A 13,142-nucleotide genomic window follows, 5' to 3' on the forward strand; every position below is an offset into this window, starting at 1 on the left:
GTCGCCCTCACTCGATAATGTTGCCGCGCAGCATGAAGCGCGCATAGGCTACGGTTGAAACAAAACCCAGCATGGCGATGATCATGGCAGCCTCGAAGAATATCTCGGTGCCTTGATCCAGCCCGTACAGGATCATAAGCGCGATGGTGTTGATCACCATCGTGTCCAGCGCCAGAACGCGGGTGCCGACACCATCGGCGGTGATGATCCGCCACAGGCACATCATGATTGCGGCTCCGAAGCAGGCGAAGGCGAAGTAGATCGCATAATCAATCATTCGAAAATCTCCTTCAGGCGGCGTTCGTAGCGCTGTTTGATCTGGTCGCGCACAGCCTCGGGGTCAGGCGCGTCCAGGCAATGGACCAGCAGGTTGTGGCCTTGGGCTGACAGATCGCAGCTGACCGTACCGGGCGTCATCGTGATTGTCCCGGCCAGTACGGTGATTGCCTCGGGCGTACGCAGTTCAAGCGGGACGCAGATCCAGTTGGGCTGTCGGGCGTCGTCGCGTTTGAACAGGATGATCCGGGCGACAGTGATATTTGCGATAACGATGTCCCAGAGCACTACCAGGATGTACTCCGCTACCATGGGCCAGTTGCGCAGTTTGGGGCGATCTGGCCAGTAGGGTTGGGTGATAAAGGGAATGATGATCCCGAGAATCAAACCAAAAACGAGCGAGTTTAACGACCCGTTATTGGCAAGGAGAACCCAGACCAGTGTCAGCAGAAAGCTCAGGTGAGGGTGTGGGAATATGCGGTGTAGCAGCTTGATCATTCTGCCTCTCCCAATACGGCCGAGATGTAGTCTTCGGGTGTGAACAGTTGCTCGGCGGTTTTGCTGGTGTATTCGAGCGCGGGGCCTGCAAACAAGGTCAGCAGGATCAGACCGCCGACCAGACCGAAGACCGCTGTAAATGCCAGTCCTGGGTGTGGTTCAGGGGCGGGTTGAGGCTCGGCGTCTTCCTCTTCGGGCTTAGGGTTATGGTCCGCGTCGTGGCTTTTCCAAAAGATCAACGTGCCGGCCCGTGCCAGACCAACGATAGTGACAAAGGACCCGATCAGGATGACCGCCCAGACCGAGGTTGCGTCAGGTGCATCCCGGGCCGCATCCAGAACCAGCAGCTTGCCGATAAAGCCGGACAGCGGAGGCATCCCGGCCATCGCAATCGCTCCGACGAAGAACAGCGCTGAGATCAATCCAGTCTGCGCCATTGGCCTCGTGGGCGAGATGGCCCCACCGCGGCGTTCCATCACCAGATCAGCGACGAGGAACAACAGGGCCGTCGCAAGCGTCGAGTGGAACACATAGTAAAGCGCGGCTGCACTGGCATCCGGCGTGAACAGCGAAATGGCAATCAGCAGCGTACCCATCGAGGCGATAGCACAAAAGGCGACCATTCGCGCGATATGTTGCGAGCCGAGGATGCCGATAGCTCCGACGGCAAGCGTAAGTAGCGCGGCAGGTTGCAGCCAATTGCCAACCAGCCCTTGCGTCGCTTCAACCTCGGGTCCGAAGGCCAGAGTGTACATCCGGATGATTGAATACGCCCCAACCTTAGTCATGATCGCGAACAAGGCCGCCACGGGTAGGGGAGCGTTGGCGTAGCTGGCCGGTAGCCAGAAATGCAACGGTAGAACGGCGGCCTTGATACAGAACACCAACAACAGCAACACAGCACCAACCCGCAGTAACGCGGTATCCTCAGGCGGTATCTCGGCCACGCGCAGGGCGATATCGGCCATGTTGAGCGTACCGGTCACACCATAAAGCGTACCCAGGGCAAACAGGAACAGGGTCGATCCCAGCAGGTTATAGGCCACGTATTGCACGCCGGCCTTCAGCCTGACCGCTCCGCCGCCATGGGTCATCAGACCGTAGGAGGCGATCAGCAGGACCTCGAAGAACACAAAGAGGTTGAAGGCGTCTCCGGTGAGGAAGGCCCCGCACACGCCCATAAGCTGGAAATGAAACAGGGCGTGAAAATGCTTGCCACGCTCGTCCCAACCCGAGCCGATGGCGTAGAGCACAATGGGCAGGGCCAGTAAGGCCGTCAGCAGAACCATCATGGCTGATAGCCGGTCCAGCACCATGACAATCCCGAAGGGGGCGGGCCAGTTGCCCAGTTCATAGACCTGAATGTCGCCTCCCGCAGCCTGCGCGGTGATGGTCAGGGCAATGCCCAGCAGCGCAACAACCCCCGCGACTGAGAAAATGCGCTGCAGGTCGAGGTGATAGCGCAGGACCATGATGATGAATGGGGCCAGGATCGCAGGAAGAACGATCGGCGCAACGATCCAATGGTTCATGCGTCTTCTCCCGGCGCGTCCACGCTGTCATGCGGGCTCATGTCGATATGGTCATCCTTCGAGGACAGATACGCCGAGAGCGAGATCATCACGATCACCGCCGTCATCCCAAACGAGATCACGATGGCCGTCAGCACCAGCGCCTGCGGCAGCGGATCGGTATAAGGGACGTCTTCGTATTTGTTCAGAACGGCAGGCGAATTCAGCGCCAGACGTCCGGTTGCGAACAGGAACACGTTCACCGCATAGGTGATCAGCGACAGGCCAAGAATGACCGGGAATGTTCGACGACGCAGGATCAGGAAAATCCCGGCGGCGGTCAGAATACCTACGGCAGAGGCAACGAGCGCTTCCATCAGGCCTGCTCCTTCTCTTGTTCTTCTTCCGGCGGAGCGTCCCGCAGCGGGTTGATATCCATCGGGAACTCCTGTGCCATGCCCGGCTGCCATGCAAAGCGGGACAGGCTATCCAGCGCCAGCATCACCGCGCCCAGAACAGCGAGGAAGACACCGGTGTCGAACAACATTGCGGTGGCCCATTCGAACTCTTCCAGCGGTGGCCAGTTGATGTAGCCGAAGTCGCTGGTGAGGAAGGGACGTTCATTGAACCAGGCGCCGAGACCGGTAGCGGCGGCGATCAGCACACCCCAGCCGATGGTGCCGTGATAGTAGAACCTTTGCCGTTCGATCGCCCAGGTGTAGCCGCTGGCCATGTACTGCATCAGATAGGCGATGGCGACGATCAGGCCGGCGATAAAGCCGCCTCCGGGCTGGTTGTGGCCACGGAAGAAGATGTAGGCACCCACCATCAGGGCAATTGGCATCATCACGCGGGTCACGACCACCATCATCAACGGATGGGAGTCGCCCGATTGCGGCCAATGCGGCTTGCGATTCAGCAGGTAGCCCCGGACATTGCTGCTCAGGACCGCTTCGGTCAGGGCAAAGATGATCAGCGCCGCGATGCCCAGAACGATGATCTCGCCAAAGGTATCAAAGCCCCTGAAATCCACGAGGATGACGTTTACCACGTTGGTGCCGCCACCACCTTTGTACGAGTTGGCAAGGTGGAATTCGGAAATCGTCGGGAAGGCGAAATCACGCAGCATGATCGCATAGACCAGAGCACCTGTCCCAATCCCGGCCACGACCGAGATCGCGGCATCCCGCCAACGCCGCGCGGCGGTACTGTCCCATGGGGTCTCGGTCGGCAGGAAATTCAGCGACAGCAGCAACAGGATCATCGTCACCACCTCGACTGAGATCTGCGTCAGTGCCAGATCCGGAGCCGAGAGGTAGTTGAACGCAACCGAAACGATCAGCCCGACAACACCAATCAGAACCAGCGACAACAGGCGGTTACGGTGGAACCACATGATGCCCAGCGTTGCGCCCACCAGACAGATCCAGCCAACGATCGGAATGATCTGCGCAGGCAGCGGCACGCGGGTTTCAACTCCGATCGTCCCGGTGGAATAGGCGTAGTAGCCAAGGCCGACGGTAAAGGCGACAAAGATGATCGCATACCGGCTGAGGACACCATTGTGCAGCTCATCTGTGATCCATTGGCTGAGCCGCGTAAACGCATTGATAATGGCCTCAAAGATCACTTTGGCCTCAGGCCGGGGCAGGGTGTTCCAAAGCTGCTGCGCGCGTTTGTGTTGCGACATCAGGAACAGACCGCCCAACGTCGCGACAACGGACATATACAGCGCAGGCGTAAAGCCGTGCCACAGTTTCAGCGAATAATAGGGCAGCTTTTCGCCCCCGATTACGGCGCTGGATACGACAGCTACCAACGGGCCGACGATGGCCGTCGAGTAAAGGCCGATCAGCACGACCAGAACGACCATAAACGCGGGTGCCAACCACAGCCCAACCGGAGGGTCATGCGGATGGGCCGGGTAATCCTCACGCTTTGGTCCAAGGAAGACATGGCTGACAAAACGGAAGGAATAGGCTGCCGAGAACAGCGCCGCCAGCAGGGCGAGACCCGGAACGAGATAGTGAGAGTTCAGCCAAGTTGTGTGGACGGTTTCCTCCAGCATCATCTCTTTTGACAAAAAACCGTTCAGCGGAGGCAGACCAGCCATGGACAAAGCTGCGATGGTGCCAATGGTGAAGGTGATCGGCATCAGATGACGCAAGCCGCCCAGCCGTTTGACATCGCGCGTTCCGGTTTCGTGGTCTACAATGCCTGCGGTCATGAACAGCGCGGCTTTGAACGTCGCGTGGTTGATGATGTGGAACACCGCGGCCACGGCTGCAAACTTGGTGCCAAAGCCCAGCAGCATTGTGATCAAACCCAGATGCGACACGGTTGAGAATGCCAGCAGAGCTTTCAGATCGTCCTTGAACAGCGCGATCACGGCGCCCAGCAGCATGGTCACCAACCCGGTTGTTGCAACGATATAGAACCACGCCTCCGTCCCCGCGAGAACCGGCCACATCCGCGCCATCAGGAACAAACCGGCCTTCACCATGGTGGCCGAGTGCAGATAGGCGGAAACCGGCGTTGGGGCGGCCATGGCGTGAGGTAGCCAGAAATGGAACGGGAACTGCGCCGATTTGGTGAAACAGCCCAACAGGATCAGGATCAACGCTGGCAGGTAGTACGGCGAGGCCTGGATCAGCTCTTTGTTCTGCAAAATCACGCTGAGGTCATAGGACCCGACGATATTTCCCAAAATCAGCATCCCGGCAATCATCGCCAAGCCACCGCCTCCGGTAACGGCCAGTGCCATGCGGGCGCCTTGTCGGCCTTCGGGCAGGTGTTTCCAATAGCCGATCAGCAGGAATGAACTGAGCGAGGTCAGCTCCCAGAAAATGAGCAAAAGCAGGATGTTATCGGACAGAACAATCCCAACCATCGCGCCCTGAAACAGCAATAGATAGGTGTAGAACTGCCCCATCGGGTCTTCGCGCGACAGGTAGAACCGCGCATAGAGGATGATCAACAGGCCAATGCCGAGGATCAGCAGGGCAAATAGAAAACCAAGCCCGTCCAACATGAAATTCGCGTTCAGCCCCAGCCCCGGTATCCAGTCGAACCGCGCTGTCACGACATCGCCGCGCATCACGCTGGGGATATGGATCAGCAACCCCATCAAGGCGAGGAAAGTGGTCAACCCTGCGGCCGAGGCGGCTGCATTTCGTCCCGCCCGTATCAGGAGGGCTGGGAAAACAGCTCCGAGGAAGGGAAGGGCCGCGATGAGGAATAGGGACAAGTGCGATACTCCGGTCTGGGCGGTCAATATGACAGATTTTGTAGGATAATTTAATGATTGCCCAAAAATTGCAAGGTTTTGACGGATGTTAAAAGGTGTATACCGAACCTATCTTTCTGCGTGATAATGACGCGAACTTGATCCCGCTGCCGGAATTCCCCGGCGCGCGGTTGCAACCCTTGTGATAGAACCAAGCCATGAGTGCAGGAGAACGCTATATGGCAGACGGGAAAAGCCGAACGCGACGGTGGGTTTTGATGGGCGGGGCAGGCGCAATTGCCGCAGGATTTGCCATTCGTGAGTACAGCCTGATCCCGCAGGATTACTCGGGCGGCCAGCTGGAGGTAACGCAGGCGCATAAGAAGGCCGTCGCTGGGGACGTGTTGCTGGTGGATATCCGCACACCTCGGGAATGGAAGGCCACAGGCGTCGGGCAGGGTGCGCAGCCTCTGGATATGCGGCGCGAGGATTTCATTCCGGCCTTGGTGCAAATGGCTGGCGGTGACAAGTCAGCCCCTGTGGCGCTGATCTGCGCGCGTGGGGTCCGTTCGGCACGGTTGAGCAATCAACTGACTGCAGCCGGGTTTACCAATATCATTGACGTGCCTGAGGGTATGTTGGGCTCGGCCGCCGGACCAGGCTGGGTGCGGGCCGGTCTGCCGGTTGAAACCTTTGTCGAGGGAGCGTGATGAAATACAAATACTGGCTATCTTTCTGTCTGGCCGCAGCGGCGCAACCAACCTTGGCCGATTGTGGCACGGATGAAGGTACCTGCGAGATCGCCTCGGGCGCGTATCACATCGAGCTGCCCGAAGCCGAAAATCCGCCTCTGGTCGTGTTTCTGCATGGCTACGGAGGCAGCGGCTCAGGAACCATGAACAATCGCAGTATGGTCGAGCCTCTTCTGGCGCGCGGCTATGCGGTGATGGCACCGGAGGGGTTAGAGCGGCCAGACCGGGGCGGCATTCAAAGCTGGAACTTCTATCCCGGCTTTGGTGAGCGTGACGAAACGGCCTTTCTCAGCGAAGCGGTTGATGACGCTGCAGAACGGTTTGGCATTGACGGCGAACGCGCTGTTCTAGGAGGGTTTTCCGCCGGCGGCTTCATGGTGAATTACCTCGCCTGCGACGCGCCTGAGACCTTCTCGGCTTACGTCCCCGTCTCGGGTGGCTTCTGGCGTCCGCATCCCGAATCCTGCGCCGGACCGATCCGCATGTTTCACACCCATGGCTGGATCGACAATGTCGTCCCGCTCGAAGGGCGCTTGTTGGGCGGTGGCCGTTTCCATCAAGGTGATATCTTTGCCGGGCTTGAGATCTGGCGCGAGGCAAATGGCTGTGTTGATACCAAGCCCAGCGGGTTCTCGACCACGGGCCAGTTCATGCGGCGCAACTGGATGGGATGTGCCGAGGGCAGCGCGCTGGAGTTCGCGCTGTTCCCCGGCGGTCATACGGTGCCCACCGGGTGGGCGGATATGATGCTGGACTGGTACGAAGGATTGCCCGGCGGTTGATTATTCCGCCGGGGTCATGCTGCCCTTGCCTTCGATCAGGCGCTTCAACTCATTCCGATGACGACGGGCCGAGCGGGTGATGGCAGGCTCAGCAAAATCCTCGCGCATACCGACCATGCGGCGGGCGGTACCAGCCGACACACCGCTGAGCGCGGACAGCGGTATCGCCAGTGCAAGGCTGATCGCAATCGGGGCCAGCCAGACTGAGACTAGCCCGGCCAAAATACCAACGCTAAGTGCTATGCCACTGACGGTTTCCAGCGCGTGGCACAGGACCAGCGTCCGCAAGGAATAGCTGCCCCCGTCACGCGCCTGCGGGGACCAGCCTTTCTGGATGCCCAATGAAGTGCGGAACACAGCGATCATTTGCTGTACCATCAGGATCGGCGCGTAGAGGATCGATAGGATGACCTCGAACAGGAACGAGGTGAAGAACCGCCGCCAGCCGCCGAAATCCGAGTAGCGCACACCGCTGAGCGGCAGGGCTGCCACGCCTAGTACTTTGGGGGCCAGTAGCATGGCGTACATGACCAGAATGATCAGCACATGGCGTGTCTCAGACATCTCCGGCCATTGTGGGAACAGGGGGTTGTCGGGGCTGAAATAATGCAAGACCGAAGCGTCCTCACCCTGACCGATCAGCGCCCACATCAGCAACAGGGCAAACCATAGCGGTGACATCAGGTAACCGACCGCGCCGTGGAACATGTGAAACCGCGAGACCGAGCGGAACCCGCGCGAGCCCAGCAGTTTCAGGTGCTGCAGGTTGCCCTGACACCAGCGGCGGTCCCGCATGGCGTGGTCGATAAGGGTGGGTGGTGTTTCTTCGTATGAACCACGAATGCGCGGCAGGAACCGAACGGCCCAACCGGCACGGCGCAGCAGACCGGCCTCGACAAAGTCGTGGCTCATTATCAGCTTTTCCTGCCCGTTGAAGGCGCGCAGCTTGGGCAGTCCGGCACAGGTGGCAAAGGCCTTGGTGCGGATGATGGCGTTGTGGCCCCAATAGTTGCCCTCTTGCCCACACCAGCGGGCCAGACCTTCGGCAAAGGCGATACCGTAGACGCCATTGGCGAATTGCTGCATCCGGGCAAAGACCGACTGAGCACCAATGAGTTGTGGGTAGCTTTGAATCAAGCCTGCGCCGGGATCACGCGCCAGAGAATCCGTCAGCCGAGCAATCGCGCGGCCTGTCATCAGACTGTCGGCATCCAGCACCAACATCGCGTCCCAATCCGCGCCCCAGCGGCTGACCCAATCGGCGATATTGCCAACCTTGCGGTCAGTATTCTGTTCGCGACGGCGGTAATAGAGCTTCAGGTCGGGGGCCAGTGTGGTGCGCAGCGCCTCGATACTGGCTTGTTCTTGCGCGGCGATGTCCGGGTCGCGGGTGTCCGAGAGGATGAACATCGCGTATTCATGCTGCCCGCCTCGGGCGCGCAGTTCTTCCAGCATGGTGCGGGCATTGCCCAGCACGAACCACGGCACCTCATTGTAGGTCGGCATCAGCAGGGCAACGCGCAGTGGTTGCGCGCGGTCTTGTCGGATCGGGCGCTCCTGCCGGGACAGCGAGATCATGCCCAGCAGCACGGTGCAGACCGTGAACGAGATCCAGAAGAAGTTGAACGAGATCAACGTTAGAAGGATGGCTTCGACAAGGTTGATACCTTCGGATCCGAACCAGTCGCTCATGACCCATAGCAATCCCAGCGTTGCCGCCATTGCGGGCGAAAACGCTAGCGCGCGCCAGAACCCGGCTGAGGGGCGGGTACCCGCTGGGACCTGCGCATCGCGGAAACCACTGCGGAAGTCCTGCGCGGGCATTACCAGCGGTGCCTCGGGTGGCATGATATGCAGGTCGCGGCTCATGCGGTCCAACGGTACAGCCAGACTTCGGAGGCAGGTTGCTTGCCGACCAGAAGCTGCGCGCGCAGCTCGACATGGTCGCGGTCCCCCGGCTGGAACGAGAACGCCAGACGCACACCGCCGGTATCTGGGTTTCGCTGCAACACACCGTCCGAGGTTTCCGCATGGGGCGAATTGGCGAAGATACTGACCGCCTCCAGATCGTCGAACAGCGGGCTGGGCTCAAAGTCGATCACGGCCAGACGGCCTTCGCCAAAGGTGTTCTCACCCATCGCCGTGTTGATGACCCGCGGCATCGGCGTGCGCTGTGGTTCCTCACCCCAGATCAGGCGGTAGCTCAGGTCTACCTGGCTGCCTGCGGCATAGGGCTCGGCGGGCCGCCAGTAGGCGACGATATTGTCATAGATCTCCTGATCGGCGGGGATCTCGACTAGCGTCACCGTGCCCTTGCCCCAATCGGAGCCGGGCTCGACCCACAGGCTGGGGCGCTTATGATAGTTCGCCTCAAGATCCGCATAGTCCGAGAACTCGCGCTTGCGCTGCATCAGGCCAAAGCCCTGAGGGTTCATGTCCACGAAAGACGAGATTTGCAGACGAGTCGGATTCGCCAGCGGACGCCAGATCACCTCACCCGCGCCGTTGCGGATCAGCAGCCCGTCACTGTCATGGACAGCCGGGCGGAAATCGTCGAACCGGCTGTGATTGGTCTGATCGAACAGGAACATCGAGGTGCCGGGCGCGATACCCACATGCGGCAGTTCTTCGCGGGGGAAGAGGGTGGCCTCAATATCCATGATGCAATCGGCGCCAGCGGTGACGTTAAAGCGGTAGGCACCGGTCACGCTGTGGCTGTCCATCAGGGCGTGGACAACCATGTTGCGCTGACCGGGTTCGGGACGTTCCAGCCAGAAGCGGATGAATTCGGGGAACTCCTCGCCATCCGGATCGCCGGTTTTCAGGGCCAGACCGCGCGCGGACAGGCCGTAAACCTCATGCAGACCAATGGCGCGGAAATAGCTGGCGCCCTGCCAGACGCAGAACTCATCGGTTTTGCCGGGGCGGTGCATTTCCGTACGCAGACGCAGGCCCGAGAACCCAAGCGTTTCGTCGATTGGAAGGGTCGGGACCTCTTCGGCCTTGTCGAACATCTCAAGGTCGAAAGCGACCGGCTTGGCCATCCCGTTCTCGACAGTCGAGACCTTGACTGTGCGCGGGAAATACAGGCCGGGGGTGAAGAAATCGACGTTGAAGGGCGTCTCGGTCTCGTACCAAAGCGCGCGGTCCAGCCGGAAGCGGATCGAGCGGTATTGCGTGTAGGTCAGGTCTTGCCATTCCTGCGGCACCATCTCGCGCTCGGCAAAGGGGCGGCTGGCCAGTTCACGGGCGAGTTCGATCACGTCATTGCGGTCGAACGGAACCTCTGACCCCGAGGCAAAGGTGGCCGGCGCCAGAAACAGCGCAGAGGTCGAGGCCAGAAATGCGCGGCGAGTCAAATTCATTTCTTTGATTTCCATGGCTGAGATTTGAACCAGGCGGCCAGATAGGCCACCCCGATGATCATGGCAAAGCCAATCATGTTAGCGACAAAGACACTGGCAACATCCCGCTCGGTCTGATCCAGCGCGACCCCGATCAGGCGGGCTGCGGCCATCGAGAAGACAAAGACCGCCAGCGATTGCTGTCCCACTTTGGTGATCAGTTTCAGAACCACCTGCCAGATGCGCGCGCCCACAGAATGCCCTGTGGCGATCAGGCGGTGACCATGCTCACCGGCAACGACCCAGCCCAGATAGGCCAGCGACAGGAAGTGGATGTAGCGGAACAGGCCGAATTCGGTTTTTCCACGCAGTTCTTTGGTCAAAGGCCAAATCTCGCGGATTTGTTCGGCCAGACCGGGGGCTGCTGATTGAACCCACAGGAAAACCTTCCACGATCCAAAGGGCGCGGACAAAACCAGAAATGCAATGGCCGCCCAGATCAGCGTTTTTGATACCGGAGGGGCTGGAATCCAGCCGCGCATAAAGGCGAACCCGGTGAAGAACAGCAGCTGCCAACCGAACGGGTTGAAGAACCATTGACGGTCCGACCACGGCTCAGCTGGAAGGGCCAATGCTCCGGTCTGTGCCACAAGCCAGATTGCGACCGACACAGCCGCCATCAGCCAAAAGCTGACGCGGTATAGGGCCATGTAGAGCGGCATCATCGCCAGAACGACCAGATACATCGGCAGGATGTCGAAGTAGTTGGGCACATAGGTCAGGGTGAATATCCCGACCATTTGCGGCAGCGGATCATTGAAGAAATGCTGCAGGTTCAGCGATGAGACATAGCTTTTTTCGAACAGGCCCGAATTGTCCAGTGCGGCCATGCTCATGGCCACGAAGAAGAACAGACAGATATGCGCCCAATAGACCTGCCAGATGCGGAACGCCACGCGAGCGGTCCCCATCCACCAGCCTTTGCGTAGGAAGGCACCGCCGAATGCGATGGCCGAGGCCATGCCCGAACAGAACACGAAGATCTCGGTCGCATCCGAGAACCCGAAACGAGCTGGGATCCATTTGGCCCAAGGATCGTTCGGGATATGGGCGATCAGGATGATGAACATCGCGATGCCGCGATAGAAATCCAGTCGCGGATCGCGCAAACGGGCAGCGGGCGCTGCGGCCGAGGCCGCAACAGTCGCAAAATCAGAAGCGGGCGAAACAGTCGCCATACGTTTTCTGTCCTTCTAGGTCTTTTTGTTATTCAGCCGGGACGCTTTGTGCGTCGCCGTTGTCGCGGGCCGCGTTGATCAGGGCGCGGCGCGCGAGTGCGTAATTATCCTCGCCTCCGGCGCGTTTGGCGCGGCGGTCATCCAGAATACGCTCGACCGCATCCAGGCGCCCGGCGCGCAGGCCGGAATCAATTGTGATGCGCTCGAATACATCACGTTGGGCGTGACTGCCACCGGCCAACTGCATGCCCGAGCGGGCGGTCGACAGGAAATCAAACGCCGCGCCGTACAGACCGTCCCCAAAGGCCTCAAGCCCCTTGGCGGCGGCTATGCCGGGGTCAGACATGCGGATCGGTGTGTCGCCTTGATTGCGCTGCGCGTCTTTCTGGATGCGCTGCAGCATCTTGCCCGTCGCGTCCGAGCGGTTGTCGCCGGTCAGCGCCAGCAGATAATGCAGGTCGGCGAAAATCAGGCAGCCATCTTCGGTCCGGGCAGCGCTGAGATCGGCCAACTCCTCCCAGCGGTCGCCGACATCAATGCCTTCAAGCTCCATCCGGGACAGCAGCGAGGTTGCGTTCGAGATATCGCGATAATCGTCAGTCTTGTCCTTGCGGATATGCTGGTCATAGAGGTCGATGACCTGATCGACTTGACCCAGATCCAGATGCATCAGCGCCTTGTGCCACCAAACGTGATAGCGGAAGTTGTTGCAATGGGCCCAGGCGTCCTCACGCCCCGCCAGCCAATCCAGACCGAGCTGAGCATTGCCCGTCATCTCGTGAACATGTGCGACCGCGTGCAGACCCCAGGCATCGTCGGACACCATCCACAGTGCCTGACGACCGGCAATCTCGGCCTTTTCGTAGGATCCGGTCTCTTCCAGTGCGAAGGAATGACAACCCAGCAGATAGCCACGGCCTGCATGATCCGGCTCGTAGGCGGGCATGACGCGTTCGATCGAGCGCCGCATGCCTTCCGCGTCGCCCAGCACAAACCGGGTCGCATGGCTTAGCTTCATCGCCAGCGAGTCGGTCGGATGGGCGCGCAGCACCTCTTCGAATTTCTGCACGGCTTGAGACGGCAGGTCCGCCAGATAGAGGGACAGGGCCTCAACAAATAGCTGCTCGCGCGTAGAGACGGGCTGACGTTTCATCGCTTCAGTAGCGGCGCTCAGCGCGTCAACGGCGACGGGCAGCATCTCGCGCCGGCCCAGAAGAACCATGAACAGGCCCTTGACCGCGTGGCCCAAAGCGAAGTCGGGCTCAAGCTCCAACACTTTTCCCAGATGCTGAGGAGTAATCGCCGCATGCGCCATGAACCCAAGCAGAACACCGTCCCATGCCTCGACGGCCGCCGGGTGGGTCAGAGTGTTCATCTGTCCAAAAACGTCTTGTTTCATACTTGGGTCCAATCTGGTTGCGGTATTTGACACTGTTCGATTTATCAGAGTCTGCGACGGCCTCGTAACAGTATCGACCCTGCTCTCGAATTGGTGAAATCGCGTGTGTGAAAAAA

General features: G+C 59.8%; 11 protein-coding genes. 2 read left to right on the plus strand and 9 right to left on the minus strand.

Annotation, left to right across the window (positions count from 1 at the left end; genetic code table 11):
- Nucleotides 1-7: 7 nt before the first annotated feature.
- From ACR0B5_RS11890 to ACR0B5_RS11910, 5 genes are read right to left on the minus strand one after another with little or no spacing between them, the layout of a single operon-like run.
- Nucleotides 8-277 carry a K+/H+ antiporter subunit F gene (locus ACR0B5_RS11890; protein WP_152457439.1) on the minus strand — a complete coding sequence of 90 codons (270 nt, stop codon included), beginning with the start codon at nt 275-277 and terminating at the stop codon, nt 8-10.
- Nucleotides 274-771: a Na+/H+ antiporter subunit E gene (locus tag ACR0B5_RS11895; RefSeq protein WP_170467657.1), complete on the minus strand. Its 498-nt coding sequence runs from the start codon at nt 769-771 to the stop codon at nt 274-276. Before ACR0B5_RS11895 ends, ACR0B5_RS11890 begins: the two co-directional genes overlap by 4 nt.
- A complete protein-coding gene (locus tag ACR0B5_RS11900; protein WP_480540610.1) occupies nt 771-2,306 on the minus strand; it encodes a monovalent cation/H+ antiporter subunit D in 1,536 nt (511 codons plus the stop codon). The genes ACR0B5_RS11895 and ACR0B5_RS11900 overlap by 1 nt, the downstream gene beginning before the upstream one ends.
- Entirely contained in the window at nt 2,303-2,662 is a 360-nt protein-coding gene (locus tag ACR0B5_RS11905; protein WP_170374216.1) for a Na+/H+ antiporter subunit C, read from the minus strand. The genes ACR0B5_RS11900 and ACR0B5_RS11905 overlap by 4 nt, the downstream gene beginning before the upstream one ends.
- Entirely contained in the window at nt 2,662-5,532 is a 2,871-nt protein-coding gene (locus ACR0B5_RS11910; RefSeq protein ID WP_480540612.1) for a monovalent cation/H+ antiporter subunit A, read from the minus strand. The genes ACR0B5_RS11905 and ACR0B5_RS11910 overlap by 1 nt, the downstream gene beginning before the upstream one ends.
- 218 nt (nt 5,533-5,750) lie before the next feature.
- Here ACR0B5_RS11910 and ACR0B5_RS11915 point away from each other — a divergent pair, with 218 nt between their 5' ends.
- Both ACR0B5_RS11915 and ACR0B5_RS11920 read left to right on the plus strand, forming a co-directional pair.
- Nucleotides 5,751-6,221 (plus strand): rhodanese-like domain-containing protein, encoded by a 471-nt coding sequence (locus ACR0B5_RS11915; protein ID WP_480540614.1) that lies wholly within the window; start codon nt 5,751-5,753, stop codon nt 6,219-6,221.
- Nucleotides 6,221-7,045: a CE1 family esterase gene (locus ACR0B5_RS11920; RefSeq protein WP_480540616.1), complete on the plus strand. Its 825-nt coding sequence runs from the start codon at nt 6,221-6,223 to the stop codon at nt 7,043-7,045. Before ACR0B5_RS11915 ends, ACR0B5_RS11920 begins: the two co-directional genes overlap by 1 nt.
- On the opposite strand, the gene mdoH is transcribed toward ACR0B5_RS11920, so the two are convergent.
- From mdoH to ACR0B5_RS11940, 4 genes are read right to left on the minus strand one after another with little or no spacing between them, the layout of a single operon-like run.
- Complete coding sequence (gene mdoH, locus ACR0B5_RS11925; RefSeq protein WP_480540618.1) at nt 7,046-8,914, minus strand: glucans biosynthesis glucosyltransferase MdoH; 1,869 nt, start codon at nt 8,912-8,914, stop codon at nt 7,046-7,048.
- Nucleotides 8,911-10,410: an OpgD/OpgG family glucan biosynthesis protein gene (locus ACR0B5_RS11930; protein WP_480541024.1), complete on the minus strand. Its 1,500-nt coding sequence runs from the start codon at nt 10,408-10,410 to the stop codon at nt 8,911-8,913. Before ACR0B5_RS11930 ends, mdoH begins: the two co-directional genes overlap by 4 nt.
- On the minus strand, nt 10,407-11,627 hold the full coding sequence (locus tag ACR0B5_RS11935; protein ID WP_480540620.1) for an OpgC family protein: 1,221 nt from the start codon (nt 11,625-11,627) through the stop codon (nt 10,407-10,409). Before ACR0B5_RS11935 ends, ACR0B5_RS11930 begins: the two co-directional genes overlap by 4 nt.
- Before the next feature lie 28 nt (nt 11,628-11,655).
- Complete coding sequence (locus ACR0B5_RS11940; RefSeq protein WP_480540622.1) at nt 11,656-13,026, minus strand: tetratricopeptide repeat protein; 1,371 nt, start codon at nt 13,024-13,026, stop codon at nt 11,656-11,658.
- Between the last annotated feature and the right edge of the window lie 116 nt (nt 13,027-13,142).

This window comes from Ruegeria sp. AG1 (genome assembly GCF_056541705.1).

Excerpts from the sequence above, each read along its gene's own strand:
- ACR0B5_RS11935 (WP_480540620.1), bottom strand. The coding sequence starts at position 11,627 with ATGGCGACTGTTTCGCCCGCTTCTGATTTTGCGACTGTTGCGGCCTCG.
- ACR0B5_RS11890 (WP_152457439.1), bottom strand. The coding sequence starts at position 277 with ATGATTGATTATGCGATCTACTTCGCCTTCGCCTGCTTCGGAGCCGCA.
- ACR0B5_RS11900 (WP_480540610.1), bottom strand. The coding sequence starts at position 2,306 with ATGAACCATTGGATCGTTGCGCCGATCGTTCTTCCTGCGATCCTGGCC.
- ACR0B5_RS11915 (WP_480540614.1), top strand. The coding sequence starts at position 5,751 with ATGGCAGACGGGAAAAGCCGAACGCGACGGTGGGTTTTGATGGGCGGG.
- ACR0B5_RS11930 (WP_480541024.1), bottom strand. The coding sequence starts at position 10,410 with ATGAATTTGACTCGCCGCGCATTTCTGGCCTCGACCTCTGCGCTGTTT.
- mdoH (WP_480540618.1), bottom strand. The coding sequence starts at position 8,914 with ATGAGCCGCGACCTGCATATCATGCCACCCGAGGCACCGCTGGTAATG.
- ACR0B5_RS11940 (WP_480540622.1), bottom strand. The coding sequence starts at position 13,026 with ATGAAACAAGACGTTTTTGGACAGATGAACACTCTGACCCACCCGGCG.
- ACR0B5_RS11920 (WP_480540616.1), top strand. The coding sequence starts at position 6,221 with ATGAAATACAAATACTGGCTATCTTTCTGTCTGGCCGCAGCGGCGCAA.
- ACR0B5_RS11905 (WP_170374216.1), bottom strand. The coding sequence starts at position 2,662 with ATGGAAGCGCTCGTTGCCTCTGCCGTAGGTATTCTGACCGCCGCCGGG.